Source organism: Micromonospora sp. HK10 (assembly GCF_000982955.1).
Taxonomy (GTDB): Bacteria; Actinomycetota; Actinomycetes; order Mycobacteriales; family Micromonosporaceae; genus Micromonospora.
Genome location: NZ_KQ058900.1, coordinates 38,288 through 58,906, shown reverse-complemented (window position 1 = coordinate 58,906; position 20,619 = coordinate 38,288). Strand labels below are relative to the sequence as shown.

Here is a 20,619-nt window from a genome sequence, read left to right as displayed (position 1 = left end):
GGCCCCGGCGCGGCGCCGCGACATCGGCTAGCGTGCCGGGCATGCCCGTCGCGGTCGTCACCGACTCCACCGCCTACCTCCCGCCCGAGCTGGTGCGCGCGCACCGGCTCACCGTCGTCCCGCTGACCGTCGTGCTCAACGGCGCGGAAGGACTGGAAGGGGTCGAGACGTTCCCGGCGGACGCCACCCGGGCGCTCGGCGGCCGGCGGGTCGCGGTGAGCACCTCCCGGCCCGCCCCGGAGCAGTTCGTCCAGGTCTACCGCGAGCTGCTCGCCGGCGGCGCGGACGGCGTCGTCTCCGTACACCTCTCGGCCGAGCTGTCCGGCACCGTCGAGGCGGCCCGGCTGGCCGCCACCGCGGTCGGCGGCCGGATCGCCGTGGTGGACAGCCGCTCCACCGGCATGGGCCTCGGCTTCCCGGTGCTCGCCGCCGCGGCCGCCGCCGACCGCGGCACCGACCTCGACGGGGTACGCCGGGCCGCGGTCGACGCGATCGCCCGGACCACCATCTTCTTCTACGTCGACACCCTGGAGTTCCTGCGCCGGGGCGGCCGGATCAACGCGGCCGAGGCGCTGTTCGGCACCGCCCTCTCGGTGAAGCCGATCATGCACATGCCGGACGGCGCGATCGTGGTCAAGGACAAGGTCCGCACCGCCAGCCGGGGCGTGGCACGCCTGGTCGACCTCGCCGCCGAGGCGGCCGGCGACGCCGAGGTGGACCTGGCCGTGCACCACCTCGCCGCTCCCCAGCGCGCCGAGCAGCTGGTGACGGCGCTGACCGAGCGGCTCGGTGACCGCCTGCGCGACACGTACGTCACCGAGGCCGGCGCGGTGGTCGCCGCGCACGCCGGACCGGGCCTGGCCTGCGTGGTCGTGCACCGGCGGTGAGCGCGATGTCGTACGTGGTGACGGGCGGCGGTCGGGGTGTCGGGCGGGCGGTCGTCGAGCGGTTGGCGGCCGACGGCGCCACCGTCGTGGTCGTCGAGCGGGACCCGTCGTCGCTGGCCTGGCTCGCGCACCACCCCGCCGCCGGTCGGCTGTCCGCGGTGACCGGCGACGCGTCCGACCAGGAGACCGCGGCCCGCGCCGCCGACCTCGCCGAGGCGGCCGCGCCGCTGACCGGCTGGGTGAACAACGCGGCCGTCTTCCGGGACGCCGCCCTGCACACCGCGCCCGCCACCGAGGTGTTCGACCTGATCGCCGCGAACCTGCGCCCCGCCGTGATCGGTGCCGGCACCGCGGTACGCCGGTTCCTGGCCGCCGGCACCGGCGGCGCGATCGTCAACGTCTCCTCCCACCAGGCCCGCCGGGCCGTGCCGGGCGCGCTGCCGTACGCCACCGCGAAGGCCGCCGTCGAAGGGCTGACCCGGGCGCTCGCCGTCGACTACGGCGGGCGGGGGATCCGCGCCAACGCGGTCGCGCTCGGCTCCATCCACACCGAACGGCACGACGCCTTCCTCGCCGGGCTCGATCCGGCCGAGGCCGACCGGGTGACGTCGGAGCTGACCCGGCTGCATCCGGTCGGGCGGATCGGGCGTACCGGCGAGGTGGCCGAGGTGGTCGCGTTCCTGCTGTCCGAGCGGGCCGCCTTCGTCAACGGGGTGACCCTGCCGGTCGACGGCGGCCGGGCGGCCCTCGGTGTGGACCCGGAAGCGCGCTGACCGGTCCGGCGGGCGCCGGCCGCTAGCACACGTCGAACCTGAGTGGGGGCTTGTCCACAGCCGCCGCCGTCATCCACAGGGGACCCCCGGAGTCCGGAGCAGGCGCCCCTCCTCGCCGTAGCCTCCCGAACCGTGCCAGACGACGAGGAGACGACGGTGCGGCAGCGGCTGGTGCGGCTGTTCGACCCGGTGGCGGCCGGGCCTGTCTCGCCGGTCGGGCCGGGCGGGGCTGCCTCCCCGGTCGGGCCGGGCGGGCCTGCGTGGCCGGTCGAACCGGGCGGGCCTGCCCGGCCGATCGGGCCGGGCGGGCCGATCGGGCCTGCCTCGCCGGGCGGGCCTGCCTCGCCGGGCGGGGCGGCCTCGCGCGCCGCACCGGCCGTGGCAGTGGGCGCTGCCGGCGGGCCCGCCGGACCGGTCGGCCGCGCCAACGAATCCGGCGAGCCGGTGGACGGGGTTGGCGGACCCGGCGAGCCCTGGTCGGCGTCGGCGCGGAACGCCGAGACACGACCCGGACCGGCCGGTCAATTAAGTGACCGGTCGGCGGTCTCCCGGTCGGGCGACAGGTCGACGGCCCCGCCGGCGGCGGGTCGGGTGAGCGACGGGCCGGCGGTCTCCCGGTTGCCCGGGCCCGGGGCGTTCGACCCCGGCCGGCGGGGCGTCCGTGCGCTGGCCGCCGTCGCCGCCGTGGTGGTGCTGGTCGCCGCGGTCTGGGCCTGGCGCTCCCGGCCGCAGACCGAACCGGTCCGCCCGGTCGCCGCCACCGCGGAGCCGGCGCAGCCCGCCCCGGCGCCCCCGTCCGCCACGAACGCCCCGCTCGTGGTTGCGGTCGCCGGCAAGGTACGCCGTCCCGGGCTGGTCCGCCTCCCCGCCGGAGCCCGGGTCGGCGACGCGATCGAGGCGGCCGGCGGCGCGCTGCCTGGCGTTGACGTGGCCCTGCTCAACCCGGCCCGCAAGGTCACCGACGGTGAACTCATCCTGGTCGGCGTCACCGCCCCACCGGTCCCGGCGGGCGCGCCCGGGGCGGCCGGAACCGCTCCCGGGGCCGGTGCTGCGGCGGCGCCGGGCGGTCCGGTGAACCTGAACACCGCCACCCTGGCCCAGCTCGACGCGCTGCCCGGGGTCGGCCCGGTGCTCGCCCAGCGGAATCTGGACCACCGCGAGCGGCACGGCGGCTTCCGGTCCGTATCCGACCTGCGCCAGGTCGACGGCATCGGCGACGCCCGGTACGAGCAACTCAAAGACCTGGTGACGGTGTGACGCCGGGCGAACGGGCCGACGAGGCGGCCGAGGCGGTCCCCGACCTGCGGTTGGCCGGGCTCGCGGTGGCCGCCTGGCTCACCGCCCTGGCCGGGCTGCGCCTCACCGCCGGCGAGACCGCCGCCGTGGCCGGGTCGGCCGCCGGCCTGGCCACGGTGCTCGGCCTGCATCTCTGCGGCGTCCTCGGGCGGCCGTCGATCCCGGCCCGGCGGTACGGCTGGATCGCCGTCGCGGCGCTCCTCGGCGTGCTCTGCGGTGGGGCGGCGACCGCGGCCCGGGTGCAGGTCCGCGATGCCGCGCCGGTGCGGGCGCTGACCACCGCGCGGGCGCCGGTCACCGCCGAGTTGGTGGTACGGGACGACCCGCGCCCGGTGCGGGGTGCGCCCGGCCGACCAGCCACCCTGCTGGTCCGGGCCGACCTGCTCGTCCTCACCGAACCTGCAACCGGAACCGGAACCGGAAGCGGAGGCGGAACCGGAACCGGAAGCGGAGGCGGAAGCGGAACCGGAAGCGGAAGCGGAGGCGGAACCGGGAGCGGAGGCGGAACCGGACGCGGACGCGGAAGCGGAACCGCAACCGGAACCGGAACCGGAACCGGGGTCGGGACCGGGACGGGCAGCGCGGTCAGTGGCCGGCGGATCACCGGGTCGGTGCGCGGCCTGGTGCTGGCGACCGATCCAGCCTGGCGGAACCTGCTCCCCGGTCAGCGGGTGACCGCTCGGGGGCGGCTGGCCGCGCCGCGCGGCGGTGACCTGACCGCCGCGGTGCTCACCGCGACCGGTCCGCCCACCGTGCGCGGTCGGCCCCCGTGGGTGCAGCGGGCCGCCGGCGCGTTCCGGTCCGGCCTGCACCGCGCCTGCGACCCGCTGCCCGACGAGCCGGGTGGGTTGCTGCCCGGCCTCGTCGTCGGGGACACCAGCCGACTGCCCCCGGCCGTGGTGGAGGACTTCCGTACCACCGGCATGACCCATCTGAACGCCGTCTCCGGCTCGAACGTGGCCATCGTGGTGGGGGCGGTGCTGCTGCTGGCCCGGTGGGCCCGGGCCGGTCCCCGGACGGCCGCGGTGCTCTGCGTACTGGCCCTGGTCGGATTCGTCATCCTGGTCCGGCCATCCCCGAGCGTGGTACGCGCCGCGGCGATGGGCGCGATCGGGTTGGCCGCGCTCGCCGCCGGCCGGCCCCGGGCCGCGTTACCCGCGCTCGCCGCCGCGGTCACCGTGCTGCTGCTGGTCGATCCGGACCTGGCCGGCGATCCGGGCTTCACGCTCTCCGTCTGCGCCACCGGCGGGTTGCTGCTCTTCGCACCGGGATGGCGGGACGCCCTGCGCCGCCGGGGCGTACCGCCGGGGTTGGCCGAGGCCCTTGCGGTGCCGGCCGCCGCGCAACTCGCCTGCGGTCCGGTGATCGCCGGTCTCTCCGGGACGGTGAGCCTGGTCGCCGTGCCGGCGAACCTGCTGGCGGTGCCGGCCGTCGCGCCCGCCACGGTGCTGGGGGTGCTGGCCGCCGTGGTGTCACCGGTCTGGCCGGCGGGTGCCGAGTTCGCCGCCTGGCTGGCGAGCTGGCCGGCCCGGTGGCTACTGCTCATCGCCGAACAGGGCGCGCAGTTGCCCGCCGGGACGCTGCCCTGGCCGGGCGGGGCCGCCGGAGCCCTGCTGCTCGCCGGGCTCACCGTGGCCCTGCTGCTCGCCAGCCGGCGACCACTGCTCCGGCGGCTGGTGGCGGTCGGCACGGTCGCCGTGGTGCTCGGCGCGCTGCCGGTCCGGCTGCTCGCGCCCGGCTGGCCGCCGCCCGGGTGGGTGGTCGTGGCCTGCGCGGTCGGGCAGGGGGACGCGATCGTGTTGCCGGTCACCCCGGGCCGGGCGGTGGTGGTCGACGCCGGCCCGGACCCCTCAGGGGTGGACGGCTGCCTGCGCCGGCTCGGCGTACGCGAGGTGCCGCTCCTCGTGATCAGCCACTTCCACGCCGACCACGTGGGCGGGATCGCCGGGGTGTTCCGGGGCCGACGGGTACGGGAGGTGGTGACCCCGGAGTGGGCCGAGCCGCCCTACGGTGCCGCCCAGGTGCGCGCGGTGGCCCGAGCCGGTGCCGCCGGGCTGCGGGCCGTCCCGGTGGGCTGGAGCTGGCGGGCTCCGGGCGTGGCGCTGACCGCCCTCGGGCCGCCCTACCCGTTGCGCGGCAGCCGGTCGGACCCGAACAACAACTCGCTGGTGCTCGTGGCGACGGTGTCCGGGGTGCGGATCCTGCTGGCCGGGGACGCCGAGACGGAGGAGCAGCGGGCGTTGCTGGAACGTGGCCCCCCGGAGGCCGTCCGGGCCGACGTGCTCAAGGTCGCCCACCACGGCTCCGCGTACCAGGATCCGGAGTTCCTGGCCGCCGTCCGACCGGCCGTGGCGCTGGTGTCGGTTGGTGTCGGCAACGACTACGGGCACCCGAACGCGGGCCTGCTGGATCGGTTGCGCCGCGACGGCGCCCGCGTCCTGCGCACCGACACCGGGGGAGACCTGGCCGCGGTCCGCCATGGGAGCGGGCTGGCGGTGGTCGCCCGAGGGGTCGGTCCCGGCCGGCGCTCCTGAACCGCCGGCGCGGCGTACCGGCAGCGGGAACGCGGGGCGAGCCACCGCAGCAGCCTCCGTTCAGGGCTACCCGCCACAGCAGGCTCCGCGCAGGGGCTACCCGCCACAGGTGCCACCGCAGCAGGTCGGCCCGGGTTATCCCCCGCAGCAGTGGAAGGTGATCAAGACCGGCGGCACCCGGCACGGGCGGGCCGGGGGATTTCCGGGCAACCACGTGGATTGAATCAAATGTCTGGATTCGCGCGAAGTGCGGGTCCGGCCGTCACCGTCCCCAATGACCAGGCACGATCCGGCTCGGGGGCGTGCGAGTATGGGCGACGTGACCCCCGCCAGCCTGCCGCCTATTCTGCTCGTTCTCGGCGACGAGGAGCTGCTCGCCACGCGAGCCGTCACCGAAGCTGTCGCCCGGGCACGCAGCGTCGACCCCGAGGTGGACGTCCGGGAGTACCAGGCCAGCTCGTTGATGGTCGGCGAGATCGCCGAGATGCTCAGCCCTTCGCTCTTCGGTGGGCGCCGGGTGCTGGTGCTCCGCTCCGCCCAGGACGCGCGCAAGGACCTGGTCACCGCGCTGCTGGCGTACGCGAAGAATCCGGACCCCGAGGTGCAGCTCGTGGTGCTGCACCTCGGTGGGGCGAAGGGGAAGGCGTTCGCCGACGGGCTCCGCGCCGCGGGCGCCACCGTGGTGCCGGCGGCGAAGCTCAAGGGGCACCGCGAGCGGGTCGCCTTCGTCCGCGACGAGATCCGCCGCGCCGGCGGCACCTGCACCGAGGACGCGGCCGAGGCGCTGATCGCCGCCGTCGGCACCGACCTGCGGGAGCTGGCCGCGGCCTGCTCGCAGCTCGTCGCGGACACCGACGGGCGGATCGGGGCGGACACGGTGGCCCGGTACTACCGGGGGCGGGTCGAGGTGACCGGCTTCACGGTGGCCGACGCCACCATGGTCGGTGACGTGCCGGCCGCGCTGGAGGCGCTGCGCTGGGCGCTGCACGTCGGCGTCGACCCGGTGCCGATCGCCGACGCCATCGCCGACGGGGTACGGACCGTGGCCCGGGTCGCCTCCGCCGGCCGTGGCAGCCCTTATCAGCTCGCCAGCAGCCTGGGCATGCCGGCCTGGAAGATCGAGCGGGCCCAGCGGCAGGGGCGGGGCTGGACGCCGGAGGGCCTGGTCGAGGCGATGCGGGTGGCCGCCGAGTGCAATGCGGCCGTCAAGGGCGGTGCCGACGACCGGGCGTACGCGCTGGAGCGGGCGGTGTTCTCGGTCGCCGCTGCCCGGCAGGGCGGCGCCCGGTGACCCGAGCCCGGCGTTGGGCCACGGTCCCGACGGACGAGGAGCGGTACCGGCCGCTCTACGCCCGGGTGCTCGGACTGCGCTTCGTCAACCCGGGCGGCGTGCTCTGCTTCCTCTTCTTCGAGGGATCCGTGGCGCTGGCCGCGCTGCTCGCCCTCGCCGAGCTGGTCACCTGGTGGGCGGTGCTGGTGCTGCCGGCCGTGGTGGCGGCCATGGTGAAGCTCAACGACCTGGTCGCCGAGCAGGTCATCCACAGCGCCGCGCAGGTTCCGGAGCAGGAGCGGGAACGGTTCCGTCGGCAGATCGAGCCGGTCGTCGGGCGGGCCCGGGTGCCGTCCACGGCCTGGGCGCCGCGCGCCGGGCAACCGTCGACGGTCCCGGCGTTGCCGGCCGGGGACCCGGCGCCCGGGGTGGCCCGAGCGGGCGAAACTGTGTTCCGTCACGACGAGGGGCAGCGCTGAGCGGATCGGCGCCGACCGGTTCCGCCGACCGGACACCGACCGGTTCCGCTGACCGGACGCCGAGCGTTGACGGCCGGCGTCAGGGGCGTAGGCCCCGGGCAGCAGGGTGAGCACCGCACCCGACCGCGAGGCACTCGGCACGGGGCCGAGGCCGGTACCGACCGGCGAACCAGGTCCCCGATCAGGTTGGCCCGTAATGCAGACAGCCGGAAGCCCCGGGGCGTACACCCCGGGGCTTCCGGTCAGGTCTGAGGCGCGTCAGGCCGAGAACGTGGCGACGCGCTTGGCGATCGCCGACTTCCGGTTGGCCGCCTGGTTGGCGTGGATGACGCCCTTGCTGGCCGCCTTGTCCAGCTTGCGGGCGGCCTCGCGCATGAGAACGGTGGCCTTCTCGGTGTCGCCGGCCTCCGCAGCCTCGTTGAACTTCCGGATGGCGGTCTTCAGCGACGACTTGACCGACTTGTTACGCAGCCGGCGCTTCTCGTTCTGCCGGTTGCGCTTGATCTGGGACTTGATGTTCGCCACGCGACAGCCTCGTCTTGATAGCTCGGGTTGGTCAGCTTCCGCGCGCGACGAGCATGCGTCATCGCCGCGCGAAAAGCCAGGTTACCAGGTCCGGTCGCGACGAGCCAAAACGCCCCGGCGACCCCGGCCCGACCTGCCCGACGAACCCGCGCCCGTCCGCACGGACCGGGCCGACCGGGCCGGCCGGGCCGGGGCCGGTCGGGATGTGATCCACTCCGGTTGCGGCATGTCGTGGCATCCGTGCGGCTGGATGCGCCGGTTTGCGGCAGGTGGAGTGGATCGAGGTCAGGGCCAGCCTTGCGGCAGGTGGGGTGGATCGAGGTCGGGGTCAGCGCCAGCCCGGCAGGTGGAGTGGATCGAGGTCGGGGTCAGCGCCAGCCCTGCCGGTCGGCGAGCCAGCCGAGTGCCTGCTCGCCGCTCCACCGCTGGTGCGACCGGAGGTGCGGGGACGCCGTCGACGGGCCGGCGGCGGCGCCGGTGAGGAAGTAGCCCGCCAGGGCGGCGAGGGTCACGTCGAGCGCGTCGGGCGGGGCGCCGGCGGCGGCCGGGTGGCTGGCGAAGGCGGTGTCCACGTCGAGGCCGCTGGCGTACCCGGTGATCAGCAGGCCGACCAGGTCGAACCAGGCCGGCCCATGGCAGAGCCAGGTCCAGTCGCAGACCCAGACCCGGCCCGCCGGGTCGAGCAGCAGGTTGTCCACCCGCAGGTCACCGTGGGCCAGCCCGGCACCGGCGGCGGCGTACCCGGGCAGCCGGGACTCCAGCGCGACCAGCTCCGGCAGCGGGGCCCAGGCGGGCACCTCGGGCGGCGGCTCGCGGCCGGCGGCCACCTCGCCCCACCAGAGGATGTCGTCGCGGGCCAGGTCGGCGAGGCGGGGCAGCCCGAGCGCGACGAGGTCCGCCGGCGGGTCGGCCAGGGCGGCGGCCACCTCGGCGTACGCGGCGAGGGCGGCGTCCAGCTCGGCCGGGTCCCAGGGCAGCCGGGGGGTGCGGCCGTCGACGGCGGTCAGCCCGATCGCGTACCAGCCGGCCTCGGTCAGCGCCCAGCGCGGTCGGGGCACCGGCAGGCCGCCGGGAAGCCGGGCCAGCACGGCGGCCTCGTGCGCGTACCAGTCGACGAGGTGGCGCTGCCCGGCCAGCTCCGCCGCCTTCACGAAGACCCGGTCCCCGCCGGGGCCGGTGAGCAGCGCGGCGAAGCCGCGGGTGAAGCCCGCCCCGGCCACCCGTACCGCGGTGGGCGGCCCGCCGAGCCGGGCGGCGAGCGCGTCCCGCAGCCCGGCCGGCAGCGCGGCCCAGTCGGGGCGGACGGCGGTCGCCTCGTACGGCACCGGGGGCGGGCGGTTGTCGGGCACGGGACCATGCTGCCGGATCGGGGATGTCGTACGGCGCTGGCAGCATCCGGGGCGTGGCGACGAATGCGTGCGGGCCGTCGGTCGAGGGCGTCTGGGAGACTGCGGGGCCATGAGGACCGAGGAGTTCTGGCAGCTGATCGAGTCCGCCCGGGCCGGCGCCGGGGGAGCGCCCGACGCGGTGGCCGCGCGGGCGGTCGCCCTGCTCGCCGAGCGGGACCCGGCGGACATCGTCGGATACGCCGAGCACCAGCGTCGGGTGCTCGTCGCCTCCCACAAGGTCGACCTGTGGGGCGCGGCCTACCTGATCAACGGGGGCGCCTCGGACGACGGCTTCGAATACTTCCGTGGCTGGCTGATGACCCAGGGCCGGTCGGTGTTCGCCAGGGCGGTGGCCGACCCCGACTCCCTCGCCGAGCTGCCGCAGGTCCGGGCCGCCGCGCTCAGCGGCGAGGAGTTCGAGTGCGAGGACATGCTCGCGGTCGCCTGGGAGGCGTACGAGAAGGCCACCGCGGCCGAGCTGCCGGCGGTCCGTGAGCCGGCGGCGGTGCCCGACCTCAACGACTTCTGGGATTTCGACGACCCGGACGAGGCGCGGCGGCGGCTGCCCCGGCTCGCCGCCCTCTTCGTGGAGCCGCCCGAGGAGTGACGGGGGAGGACCGGCGTCCCGGACGACGTGGGAGCATAGAGGGGGCCGGCGTCGCGCCGGCCCGCTCACGTCAGCCGACCAGAACGGACCGCTGTGCCACCGACGCTCGATCCCGGCGCGAACGCTCCTGGTGCCACCGACCCGGGGCGCATCAGGAACTTCTGCATCATCGCCCACATCGACCACGGGAAGTCGACCCTGGCCGACCGGATGTTGCAGCTCACCGGTGTGGTCGACCCTCGGCAGATGCGCGCCCAGTACCTCGACCGGATGGACATCGAGCGCGAGCGTGGCATCACCATCAAGAGCCAGGCCGTCCGGATGCCGTGGACGATCCGGGAGGGTGACCGGGCCGGCGAGACGGCCGTGCTCAACATGATCGACACCCCGGGCCACGTCGACTTCACCTATGAGGTGTCCCGGTCGCTGGCGGCCTGCGAGGGCGCGATCCTGCTGGTCGACGCCGCGCAGGGGATCGAGGCGCAGACCCTGGCCAACCTCTACCTGGCCCTCGAGAACGACCTGCACATCATCCCGGTGCTCAACAAGATCGACCTGCCGGCCGCCCAGCCGGAGAAGTACGCCGAGGAGCTTGCCCACCTGATCGGCGGCGACCCGGCGGACTGCATCAGGGTCTCCGGCAAGACCGGCGAGGGGGTGGCGCACCTGCTCGACGAGATCGTCCGGCAGTTCGTGCCCCCGGTCGGCGACGCGGACGCCCCGGCCCGCGCGATGATCTTCGACTCGGTGTACGACGTCTACCGGGGCGTGGTCACCTACGTCCGGGTGATCGACGGGAAGATCAGCGCCCGGGACCGGATCAAGATGATGTCCACCGGCGCGGTGCACGAGCTGCTGGAGATCGGGGTCATCTCCCCGGAGATGGTCAAGGCCGACGCGCTCGGGGTCGGCGAGGTGGGCTACCTGATCACCGGGGTCAAGGACGTCCGGCAGTCCCGGGTCGGTGACACCGTCACCATCAACGGGAACCCGGCCAAGGAGGCGCTCGGCGGCTACAAGGACCCGAAGCCGATGGTCTACTCCGGCCTCTACCCGATCGACGGCTCCGACTACCCCAACCTGCGCGAGGCGCTCGACAAGCTCAAGCTCAACGACGCCGCCCTGGTGTACGAGCCGGAGACCTCCGGGGCGCTCGGCTTCGGCTTCCGCTGCGGCTTCCTCGGCCTGCTGCACCTGGAGATCATCCGCGAGCGGCTGGAGCGGGAGTTCAACCTCGACCTCATCTCCACCGCGCCGAACGTGGTCTACCGGGCGATCACCGAGGACGGTCAGGAGATCGTGGTGACGAACCCGAGCGAGTACCCGACCGGCAAGATCGCCGAGGTGTACGAGCCGGTGGTGCGGGCCACCGTGCTCACCCCGAACGACTACGTCGGCGCCGTGATGGAGCTGTGTCAGGGCCGCCGGGGCAGCCTGCTCGGCATGGACTACCTCTCGGCCGACCGGGTGGAGCTGCGCTACACGCTGCCGCTCGCCGAGATCATTTTCGACTTCTTCGACCAGCTCAAGAGCCGCACCAAGGGGTACGCCTCGCTGGACTACGAGCCCTCCGGCGAGCAGGCGTCCGACCTGGTCAAGGTCGACATCCTGCTGCACGGCGAGCCGGTGGACGCGTTCAGCGCCATCGTGCACAAGGACAAGGCGTACAACTACGGCACCACGATCGCGGCGAAGCTGCGCACGCTGATCCCGCGCCAGCAGTTCGAGGTGCCGATCCAGGCCGCCATCGGCAGCCGGGTGATCGCCCGGGAGACCATCCGCGCCATCCGCAAGGACGTGCTCGCCAAGTGCTACGGCGGTGACATCAGCCGTAAGCGCAAGCTGCTGGAGAAGCAGAAGGAAGGTAAGAAGCGGATGAAGATGGTGGGCCGGGTGGAGGTTCCGCAGGAGGCCTTCATCGCCGCGCTCTCCTCCGACTCCGGCGACGGCAAGCCCGCCGGCAAGAAGTAGGCGCTGGCAAGCCCGCCGGCAAGAAGTAGGCGACGCAAGCCCGCCGGCAGAAGGTAGGTGCTGGCAAGCCCGCCGGCAAGAAGTAGGCGACGCATGCCCGCCGGCAGAAGGTTGGTGCTGGCAAGCCCGCCGGCAGCGGGCGGTGGCAAGCCCGCCGGCAGGGGGCGGTGGCAAGCACACCGGCAGGACATAGCTGCCGGCGAGCCCGCCGGCGGGAAGTAGCGGTCGCCAGCCGCGGACGTGACGGCCGGCGCCCCGCTCGAGACGACCCGGAGCCGGGTCCGTCCGGGCCGGGGCGCCGGCCGTTTCCGCGTACCCGGGCAGATTTTTGCTGCCGCGACGGCCCGCCGCCGGGCCCGGGTGGGACCGCTCCCACCTGCGCATTCGCGGTCGGAGCGGAACCGATGCGGCGCTGGTCGGCGGTGCTGCGGCGATCGGTTGCGGGCTGAGTCGGTTTGGTTTTTCGATGCCTCGGGCATGTACCGGTCACGACAGGAAACACAACAGACCATATGAAACTTCTTAGAAGGAGCTGACAGTGACCGTCTGGGGCATCATCACCGCGCTCGTTGTTGGTCTGATCGTCGGCGCTCTGGGCCGCCTGATCGTTCCGGGCCGCCAGAACATGCCGATCTGGCTGCACATGGTGATCGGCGTCGGCGCCGCGCTGCTGGGCACCGTCCTGGCCCGCGCCGTGGGCATCGCCACCGAGACCGCCGGCATCGACTGGACTGAGCTGCTGGTCCAGGTCGTGCTGGCCGCCATCGCCGTGGCCCTGGTGGCCGGCGTGGGCGGTCGGCGCGGCGTCTCGCGCTACTGACGCCGCTCGCAAGCGCCTCAGCGGGCGCCCGACCGACCGGTCGGGCGCCCGCTGGCGTTCGTGTCGGCAGACACCGGAACGGGCCGGCGGGCACCGGAAGGGCCGGCGGCACCGGAAGGCCAGTGGGCACCCGGACGGCCAGTGGGCACCGGAAGGGCCAGTGGGCACCGGTGCGCGCGGGTGAGCCCTCGTCAGCCTCAACATTGCGTCGCGCGGTCACCCGATTGTCCGGGTGTCCGCGCTTTCGTGTTGCCACCTTGCCGGTTCCAATGGCCTGGCGCGACGGCCCGCGCTCCAGCGGCCCGAGGGGTCTGGCAAAGCCCGGCTGGTCGCCCGAGCCGGTCCGGGAAAGCGCCCGAGCCGGTCCGGGAAAGCGCCCGAGCCGGTACGGGAAAGCGCCCGAGCCGGTCCGGGAAAGCCCAGGTCGTGGCCGTCTCGAGCAATTCGTCACCGGAGTCGGTTTGGATTTTCGGCGGGTCGGGAACTTAGCGGTCACGACACGAAGCAGACGGCGACGTGTGACAAATTCGCAGAAGGAGGGCGACCGTGGAGCTCACCGTTTGGGGCATCATCACCGCGCTCATCGTTGGTCTGATCGTCGGCGCTCTGGGCCGCCTGGTCGTTCCGGGCCGCCAGAACATGCCGATGTGGCTGCACATGCTGATCGGTGTGGGTGCCGCGCTGCTGGGCACGATCGTGGCCCGCGCCGCGGGCTTCGCCGAGACCGCCGGCATCGACTGGCGCGAGCTGATGCTGCAGGTCCTGTTCGCCGCCATCGGCGTGGCCCTGGTGGCCGGGGTCGGCCGCCGGCGCGGCGTCTCGCGCTACTGACCCTCGCACCGAAGCGCTCCAGCGGGCGCCCGACCACCAGGTCGGGCGCCCGCTTTCCGCGTGCTGACCCGCTGACCTGCTGACCTGCCCGGATGTCACCCCTGCCGCGAGGGCGGGTGGCTGCGATACCGTCGCCACGGCCGCCGGCCGCGACTGCCCCCTGTTGTAAAGGAAATTTTCCTACTAAGGTGCGGCGGAGAAGGTTAGTGCCAACCGGCGCGAGGGAGATATGGCGTGAACAGGTGGAAGCGGCTGGCCCCGGTCACCGCCGTCGTGGCCTCGGCCGCGATGGTGCTCGCCGGCTGCGGTGGCTCCGGCGACGACGACAAGGCCGCGGACAACAGCAAGCTCACGGTCTGGATGATGGGTGAGGGCGGCGACGCCCAGACCAAGTTCCTCGACGGCGTCGAGGCGGAGTTCAAGAAGAAGCACCCCGAGACCGACGTCGTGGTGCAGTACATCCCCTGGCTCGAGGCGCCGAAGAAGTTCCAGGCCGCGCTCGCCGGTGGGGAGGGGCCCGACGTCACCGAGCTGGGCAACACCGAGACCCAGGGCTGGGCGGCCCAGGAGGCCCTCGCCGACGTCAGCGGCAAGTTCAACGGCTGGTCCGAGGGCAAGGACATCCTGCCCGACCTGGTCAAGAACGCCCAGCTCGACGGCAAGCAGTACGGCGTCCCGTGGTACGCCGGCGTGCGGGCCATCTACTACCGCACCGACTGGTTCGCCGAGGCCGGCGTGAAGCCGCCGACGACCTGGGACGAGCTGGTCAGCGTCGCCAAGACCGTCCAGGCCAAGAAGCCGAACACCTACGGCATCGCGCTGCCGGGCAACTCCGAGCTGCCGTTCTACTCGTTCCTCTGGGCGGCCGGCGGCGAGATCGCCACCAAGCAGGGGGACAGCTGGAAGTCCGGCTACAACACCCCGGAGGCGCAGAAGGCGGTCAAGTTCTGGACCGACCTGGTGACCGTGCACAAGGTCGCCCCGCCGGCCGCCGCCGGCTGGAACGAGGTCGACGCGCGGACCCAGTTCGCCACCGGCAAGGCCGCGATGGCGTTCGCCGGCAGCTGGCAGGGCGCCGCGATGAAGAAGGACAACCCGGACATCGAGAAGGTGTGGGGCACGTTCCCCATTCCCGGCCCGGACGGCAAGGCCGCCCCGGCGTTCGCCGGCGGGTCCGACATCGCCCTCTGGAAGGACAGCAAGCGCCAGGACCTGGCCTGGGACTACCTGACGGTGCTGCTGAGCAAGCAGAAGGACCAGGAGTTCGCCAGCAGCCTCGGCTTCTTCCCGGTCTACCAGGACCTGGTCGGTAGCGGTAACTACGCCAACGACAAGGTGATGGCCGCGTTCGCCACCGCCATGCAGAACACCAAGCTGACCCCGCTCACCCCCAAGTGGGTCGAGGTCAGCCGGACCAAGACGGTGACCCAGGCGATGAACAGCTCGGTCATCAAGGGTCAGAAGACGGTCGAGAAGGCCACCGCCGACGCGGCCGCCGAGATGGAAAGCATCCTCAACGCCAAGTGACGACGCTGACCGAGGCCACCGGCACGTCCGCCGCGCGGGAGACCCCCGCGCGGCGGCGTCGCCGTCCGGACCGCCTCCCGTACCTGTTGCTGTTGCCCTGCCTGGCGATCATCGCGGTGCTGCTGCTCTGGCCGCTCGGCCAGGTCGTGATGATGTCCTTCTACAAACTGGACAGCGTCCGGCAGTTGCGGGGGGACCGGGAGTGGCCCTGGGTCGGCCTGGCCAACTACACCCAGATCCTCGGTGACCCGTTCTTCCGTACGGTGCTGCGCAACACCGTGCTGTTCGCCCTGGCCAACGTGGCCCTCACCATGATCCTCGGCACCCTGGTCGGGCTGCTGCTCAACCGGCTCGGCCGGAAGATGGCCACCTTCGTGGCCAGTTGCGTGATGCTCGCCTGGGCCACCCCGGCGCTGACCGGCACCATCGTCTGGAAGTGGATCTTCGACGACACCAGCGGCCTGGTCACCTGGCTGTTCAACAAGCTGCCCGACGGGCTGTCGACCACCCTCTTCGGGCGCAGCGACTGGACCGGCTACGGCTGGTTCAACGACCCGCTGCTGTTCTTCGCGATCCTCACCCTGGTGGTGGTCTGGCACTCGTTCCCGTTCATCGCGGTGAGCGTGCTCGCCGGCCTGAAGAGCGTGCCGAGCGAGTTGCAGGAGGCCGCCCGGGTGGACGGGGCCGGCCCGTGGCGGGTCTTCTGGTCGGTGACCTTCCCGATGCTGCGCCCCGTCTTCGGCATCCTCGTGGTGCTCTCCACCATCTGGGACTTCAAGGTCTTCACCCAGCAGTTCGTGCTGGCCGGCGGCACCCAGGACCGGACCACCTTCATGCTCTCGATCTACTCGTACGCGGAGGCCTTCTCGCCGCCGCCCAAGTACGGTCTCGGCTCGGCGATCGCGGTCATCCTCACCCTGATCCTGCTGGTGGTGACCGCCGTGTACGTCCGCATGGTGCTGCGGCAGGAGGACCAGGCGTGAAGAAGATCGCCCTCAACGGCGCCGGCCTGCTGGTCGCCCTCTTCGCGGCCTTCCCGGTCTACTGGATGGTCGCCACCTCGCTGAAGCCGAACAAGGAGATCTTCTCGGCCACGCCGCGCCCGGTGCCGGCCGAGCCGACCCTGGACCACTACCGGGAGATCCTCACCGGCAACCTCATCCCGGGCGTCACCTTCACCGACTTCTTCCTCAACAGCGCGCTGGTCGCGGTGGCCACCGTGCTGCTCAGCGGGCTGGTCGCGCTGCTCGCCGCGACCGCGGTGGCCCGGTTCCGGTTCCGGCTGCGCACCACCTTCCTGATCCTGCTGCTGGTGGTGCAGATGATCCCGCTGGAGGCGCTGGTCATCCCGCTGTTCCTGATGATCCAGCGGCTCGGGCTCTACAACACCCTGCCCAGCCTGATCCTGACCTACCTCGGCTTCTCGCTGCCGTTCGCGGTCTGGATGCTGCGCGGCTTCGTGGCCGCGGTGCCCAAGGAGCTGGAGGAGGCCGCGGCGATCGACGGCGCCAGCCGCGCCCAGACCTTCCGCAAGGTGCTCTTCCCGCTGGTCGCCCCCGGCCTGGTCGCCACCAGCATCTTCTCCTTCATCACCGCCTGGAACGAGCTGATCTTCGCGTTGACCTTCATCAACGACCAGCACCGGTACACCCTGCCGGTGGCGATGACGTTCTTCTTCGGCCGCGACGACACGGCCTGGGGCTCGGTGATGGCCGCCTCGACGCTGTTCACCCTCCCGGTGATCGTCTTCTTCCTGCTGGTGCAGCGCCGGATGGTCTCCGGTCTGGTCGCCGGGGCGGTCAAGGGCTGACCGGCGGGCGGACCCGGTACGGCCCCACCACTAGGCTGGCCGCCATGACGGGCAGGTTGGCGGCGGTGAACCTCGGCGTGATCACCGAGGCGGAGTGGGCGGGCGACCCGAGCGGGCGCAGCGGCATCGACAAGCGGCCGGCCGACGGGCCGGTGACCGTCCGGCTCGGCGGGCTGGCCGGCGACTTCATCGGCGAGCGCGCCCACCACGGCGGCCCGGACCAGGCCGTCTACGCGTACGCGGAGGAGGACGCGGCCTGGTGGTCGGCCGAGCTGGGCCGGGCGCTGCGGCCGGGCGCCTTCGGCGAGAACCTCACCACGTACGCCGTGGACGTGACCGGCGCCGTGATCGGCGAGCGGTGGGCGGTCGGCTCCGCCCTGCTCGAGGTGACCAAGCCGCGCACCCCGTGCGCCACGTTCGCCGGCTTCTGGGGCATGCCCGACCTGATCAAGCGGTTCACCGCGCGGGCCGCGCCCGGGGCGTACCTGCGGGTGTTGCAGGAGGGCGCGGTGGGCGCGGGCGACCCCGTCGAGGTGGTCGATCGGCCGGCGCACGGGGTCACCATCGGCCAGGTGTTCCGGGCCACCACCCTGGAGCCCGACCTGCTGCCCGCCCTGCTCGACGTGCCGGAGTTGCCCGCGGCGCTCCAGGAGAAGGTCCGCCGCCGGCTCGGCGTCACCCCCGCCTGACCGTCGACCGGCCCGCGGGCCCTGGCCCTACGCGGGCCTCGGTCTTCCGCGGGCCTCGGTCTTCCGCGGGCCTCGGTCTTCCGCGGGCCCGTCCTTTCGTGGGCGCCGGTTTCTCTCAAACACCGGCGGTCCGCTCGGGCCGCGGTGTCACGGGCGGCGCTCAGGTGGCCGCGAAGACCTCCGCGAGCACCTGGGTCGGCGCCGAACGGCCCGACTTCACCTTGCTCCAGGTGCCGTGCTGGGCGGTCCACTCCAGGTCACCGAAGCGGACCCGTTTCACGCCGTGGTCGTCGGCGTGCGAGACCAGCCAGTGCGCGTACCGCCAGCCGTTGCGGCTGTCCGTGGCGGGCACCGCGAAGTCGGTCAGGTCGGTCGGCGTGGCCAGCCCGGCCAGCCCCCAGTCCAACGCCAGGTTCTGCGCCAGCGCCGCCGCCGCGGCCGGACCGCGCATCGTCGGTGTCGAGCCGACCGTGCAGGCCACCGCGCCGGTGGCGTGGCCGAGCAGGGCCCGGCTGAGCACCTCGGACTTGGCCGCCCACTTCTGGTACGCCTCGGGGTAGGCCGACCGCTGCACCTTCTGGGCGGCCTCGGTGACCCGCAGCTTCTCCCAGCCCTTGACCTTCTTCAGCGCGGCGTAGAACTTCTCCGCGGCGTAGCGCGGGTCGCGGATCTGGGCCGGCGTGCCCCAACCCTGGCTCGGGCGCTGCTGGAACAGGCCCAGCGAGTCCCGGTCGCCGTGGGCGATGTTGCGTAGGTGCGACTCCTGGTACGCGGTCGCCAGCGCCACCACCACGGCCCGCTCCGGCATCCGCCGCTGCACGCCGATCGCCGCGATGGTGGCCGCGTTCGCCATCTGCTCGGCGCTGAGCACCACCTCGCCGTCGGCCTCGACGGTGCAGGTGCGGCTCGCCGTCGGCAGTCCGATCTGGTGGCCGAACTGCTTGGCGACGAACCAGACCCCGAGCAGCGCCAGCACGCACACGGCCACTCCTGCTGCCACGATCGCCGCTCGAGTTCGCACCCGCACCTCCTGTCCCGACAGTCCGCAAGCGTACGTGTCCGGATGGGTGGATCGGGTCGTCCGACCGGTTGCCTCCCGGTCGGTCACGCCGTGGCCACCCACCGCAGCCGCGGGCGCCCTCAGTCTCCCGTCGGCACCCAGGCGGCGGGGCGCTTCTCGCGGAACGCCAGCACGCCCTCCAGGCCCTCGTCGGAGAGGAAGTACCCGGTGGAGAGCGCGGCCAACTCGGCGATCTCCGCGCGCAGGTCGTCGGGGGCCGGGCGGCGCAGCAGCTGCTTCGCGCCGGCCAGGGCGGTCGGCGCACCCCGGACCAGCGAGGCGCAGTAGCGCTGCACCGCCGCGTCCAGCCCGTCGGCCGGCACCGCGGCGGTGACCAGGCCGATCTCGGCGGCCCGCCGGCCGTCGAAGGTGTCGCCGGTCAGGTAGAGCTCGGCGGCCGCCCGGGGCAGCAGCCGGGGCAGCACGGTCGCCGAGATCACCGCCGGGATCACCCCGATCCGGACCTCGGTGAACGCGAACGTCGCCTCCTCGGCGCAGACCGCCAGGTCCGCCGCCGCGATCAGCCCCAGCCCGCCGGCCCGCGCCGGCCCGGCCACCTTCGCCAGCACCGGCTTCGGGCTCTCCCGGACCGCGACCAGCACGTCGCCCAGCATGCCGGCGGGCACGCTCCCGCTGGCGTACGCGGCGGCGGTCTCCTTCAGGTCCGCGCCCGAGCAGAAGACCGGGCCGGTGTGGTCCAGCACGATCGCCCGGACCGCGTCGTCGGCGACCGCGGCGGCCAGCCCGGCCAGCAGCTCGGTCATCAGCGGTGTGGAGAGCGCGTTGCGGTTGTGCGGGCTGTCCAGGGTGAGGGTGGTCACCCCACGGGCCGTGGCGACCCGCACGAGAGCGTCCGGAGAGGTCATGCCGGGCACACTAGTGGCCATGCCCGGCGCTCTTCCAGAAGGCGAGTCCGTCCCGCGCGACGGATCGCTGCCCGCTGCCGCCCGCCGCGCCGTCGGCGCGCGGGGTTTCGGCGTGTACCTGCACGTGCCCTTCTGCGCCAGCCGCTGCGGCTACTGCGACTTCAACACGTACACCGCCGCCGAGCTGGGCGGCGGGGTCAGCCGGGAGACGTACGCCGACTCGGTGCTGGCCGAGCTGGCGCTCGCCCGGCGGGTGTTGGGCGACACCCCGCCGCCGCGGGTGGACACGGTCTTCGTCGGCGGCGGCACCCCGACCCTGCTGCCCGCCGACGACCTCGCCCGGATCCTCGACGGCATCGACCGGACCTGGGGGTTGGCCGCCGACGCCGAGGTGACCACCGAGGCCAATCCGGAATCGGTCAACCCGGCGTCGCTCAAGGCGCTGCGGGCGGCCGGCTACACCCGGATCTCGCTGGGCATGCAGTCCGCCGCGCCCGGCGTGCTGGCGATCCTGGACCGGACGCACAGCGCCGGCCGGGCCACCGCCGCCGCCCTGGAGGCACGGGACGCCGGGTTCGACCACGTGAACCTGGACCTCATCTACGGCACCCCGGGGGAGACCGCCGAGGACTTCGCCGCCTCGCTGGACCAGGTGGTGGCGGCCGGCGTGGACCACGTCAGCGCGTACGCCCTGATCGTGGAGGACGGCACCCGGCTGGCCGCCCGGATGCGCCGCGGCGAGCTGCCGTACCCCTCCGACGACGTGGCGGCGGACCGCTACCTGGCCGCGGAGGCGGCCCTCGACGCGGCCGGCTTCTCCTGGTACGAGGTCTCCAACTGGGCCCGCACCGAGGCCGCCCGGTGCCGGCACAACCTGCTCTACTGGACCGGCGCCGACTGGTGGGGCCTCGGGCCGGGGGCGCACAGCCACGTCGGCGGGGTGCGCTGGTGGAACGTCAAGCACCCGGCCACGTACGCGCAGCGGCTGGCGGCGGGGGAGTCGCCGGGCCTGGCCCGGGAGGTGCTCACCCCCGGTGAGGCGCACATGGAGGACGTGATGCTGCGGCTGCGGCTCGCCTCCGGCCTGCCGCTGGAGGTGCTGGACGAGGCGGGCCGGGCGGCGGCCCGCCGCGCCCTGGCCGACGGCCTGCTGGACGCCGACCGCCACGCGGCCGGCCGGGCGGTGCTCACCCTGCGGGGCCGGCTGCTGGCCGACGCGGTGGTCCGCGATCTGCTGCCCTGAGCATGATCCCGGCCGGCCCACCGGCCGACCGGGATCACCTCGT

19 protein-coding genes are annotated in these 20,619 nt (G+C 73.8%); 15 read left to right on the top strand and 4 right to left on the bottom strand.

The annotated features are described in order from the left end of the window. Positions 1 to 41: 41 nt before the first annotated feature. The 6 genes from LQ51_RS30120 (at position 42) to LQ51_RS30095 (ending at position 7,239) form a co-directional block, all read left to right on the top strand. Positions 42 to 887, top strand: a complete 846-nt coding sequence (locus LQ51_RS30120; protein ID WP_046571590.1) for a DegV family protein — start codon at positions 42 to 44, stop codon at positions 885 to 887. Continuing rightward, a complete protein-coding gene (locus tag LQ51_RS30115; protein ID WP_082159726.1) occupies positions 884 to 1,660 on the top strand; it encodes an SDR family NAD(P)-dependent oxidoreductase in 777 nt (258 codons plus the stop codon). Before LQ51_RS30120 ends, LQ51_RS30115 begins: the two co-directional genes overlap by 4 nt. 384 nt (positions 1,661 to 2,044) lie before the next feature. Then, positions 2,045 to 2,917, top strand: a complete 873-nt coding sequence (locus LQ51_RS30110; RefSeq protein WP_369799915.1) for a ComEA family DNA-binding protein — start codon at positions 2,045 to 2,047, stop codon at positions 2,915 to 2,917. Positions 2,918 to 3,042: 125 nt separating this feature from the next. After that, a complete protein-coding gene (locus LQ51_RS30105; protein ID WP_369799914.1) occupies positions 3,043 to 5,490 on the top strand; it encodes a ComEC/Rec2 family competence protein in 2,448 nt (815 codons plus the stop codon). 310 nt (positions 5,491 to 5,800) lie between these two features. After that, positions 5,801 to 6,781 carry a DNA polymerase III subunit delta gene (holA, locus tag LQ51_RS30100; RefSeq protein ID WP_046571585.1) on the top strand — a complete coding sequence of 327 codons (981 nt, stop codon included), beginning with the start codon at positions 5,801 to 5,803 and terminating at the stop codon, positions 6,779 to 6,781. Then, positions 6,778 to 7,239, top strand: coding sequence for a hypothetical protein (locus tag LQ51_RS30095; RefSeq protein WP_046571583.1), 462 nt, complete (start codon positions 6,778 to 6,780; stop codon positions 7,237 to 7,239). The genes holA and LQ51_RS30095 overlap by 4 nt, the downstream gene beginning before the upstream one ends. 258 nt (positions 7,240 to 7,497) lie before the next feature. Here LQ51_RS30095 and rpsT read toward each other — a convergent pair whose 3' ends face one another. Both rpsT and LQ51_RS30085 read right to left on the bottom strand, forming a co-directional pair. Next, complete coding sequence (gene rpsT / locus LQ51_RS30090) at positions 7,498 to 7,764, bottom strand: 30S ribosomal protein S20 (RefSeq protein ID WP_046571580.1); 267 nt, start codon at positions 7,762 to 7,764, stop codon at positions 7,498 to 7,500. A 368-nt stretch (positions 7,765 to 8,132) separates the two neighbouring features. Beyond that, positions 8,133 to 9,224: a phosphotransferase gene (locus LQ51_RS30085; protein ID WP_082159725.1), complete on the bottom strand. Its 1,092-nt coding sequence runs from the start codon at positions 9,222 to 9,224 to the stop codon at positions 8,133 to 8,135. Here LQ51_RS30085 and LQ51_RS30080 point away from each other — a divergent pair. The 8 genes from LQ51_RS30080 (at position 9,223) to LQ51_RS30045 (ending at position 17,407) form a co-directional block, all read left to right on the top strand. Next, entirely contained in the window at positions 9,223 to 9,759 is a 537-nt protein-coding gene (locus LQ51_RS30080) for a DUF4240 domain-containing protein (RefSeq protein WP_046571579.1), read from the top strand. The two genes, LQ51_RS30085 and LQ51_RS30080, sit on opposite strands and share 2 nt — an antisense overlap. Positions 9,760 to 9,852: 93 nt before the next feature. Further along, the gene (lepA, locus tag LQ51_RS30075; RefSeq protein WP_046571578.1) at positions 9,853 to 11,730 is read left to right on the top strand and encodes a translation elongation factor 4; all 1,878 of its coding nucleotides are present in this window, start codon (positions 9,853 to 9,855) and stop codon (positions 11,728 to 11,730) included. A 532-nt stretch (positions 11,731 to 12,262) separates the two neighbouring features. After that, on the top strand, positions 12,263 to 12,550 hold the full coding sequence (locus LQ51_RS30070) for a GlsB/YeaQ/YmgE family stress response membrane protein (protein WP_046571576.1): 288 nt from the start codon (positions 12,263 to 12,265) through the stop codon (positions 12,548 to 12,550). 546 nt (positions 12,551 to 13,096) lie between these two features. Then, a complete protein-coding gene (locus tag LQ51_RS30065; protein WP_046571574.1) occupies positions 13,097 to 13,381 on the top strand; it encodes a GlsB/YeaQ/YmgE family stress response membrane protein in 285 nt (94 codons plus the stop codon). Between the two features lie 234 nt (positions 13,382 to 13,615). Next, positions 13,616 to 14,908, top strand: a complete 1,293-nt coding sequence (locus tag LQ51_RS30060) for a sugar ABC transporter substrate-binding protein (protein WP_046571573.1) — start codon at positions 13,616 to 13,618, stop codon at positions 14,906 to 14,908. Further along, on the top strand, positions 14,905 to 15,891 hold the full coding sequence (locus LQ51_RS30055; RefSeq protein WP_046571572.1) for a carbohydrate ABC transporter permease: 987 nt from the start codon (positions 14,905 to 14,907) through the stop codon (positions 15,889 to 15,891). Before LQ51_RS30060 ends, LQ51_RS30055 begins: the two co-directional genes overlap by 4 nt. After that, positions 15,888 to 16,718, top strand: coding sequence for a carbohydrate ABC transporter permease (locus tag LQ51_RS30050; RefSeq protein WP_046571570.1), 831 nt, complete (start codon positions 15,888 to 15,890; stop codon positions 16,716 to 16,718). Before LQ51_RS30055 ends, LQ51_RS30050 begins: the two co-directional genes overlap by 4 nt. A gap of 44 nt (positions 16,719 to 16,762) precedes the next feature. Beyond that, positions 16,763 to 17,407 carry an MOSC domain-containing protein gene (locus LQ51_RS30045; protein WP_046571568.1) on the top strand — a complete coding sequence of 215 codons (645 nt, stop codon included), beginning with the start codon at positions 16,763 to 16,765 and terminating at the stop codon, positions 17,405 to 17,407. Between the two features lie 160 nt (positions 17,408 to 17,567). Here the strand turns inward: LQ51_RS30045 and LQ51_RS30040 are convergent, their stop codons facing one another. After that, on the bottom strand, positions 17,568 to 18,428 hold the full coding sequence (locus tag LQ51_RS30040; protein ID WP_046571680.1) for a hypothetical protein: 861 nt from the start codon (positions 18,426 to 18,428) through the stop codon (positions 17,568 to 17,570). Positions 18,429 to 18,547: 119 nt separating this feature from the next. Next, positions 18,548 to 19,333, bottom strand: coding sequence for an enoyl-CoA hydratase-related protein (locus LQ51_RS30035; RefSeq protein ID WP_046571678.1), 786 nt, complete (start codon positions 19,331 to 19,333; stop codon positions 18,548 to 18,550). Positions 19,334 to 19,352: 19 nt separating this feature from the next. On the opposite strand from LQ51_RS30035, the gene hemW reads away from it, so the two are divergent. Continuing rightward, positions 19,353 to 20,576, top strand: coding sequence for a radical SAM family heme chaperone HemW (gene hemW, locus LQ51_RS30030; protein ID WP_197087953.1), 1,224 nt, complete (start codon positions 19,353 to 19,355; stop codon positions 20,574 to 20,576). The last annotated feature ends 43 nt before the right edge of the window (positions 20,577 to 20,619 follow it).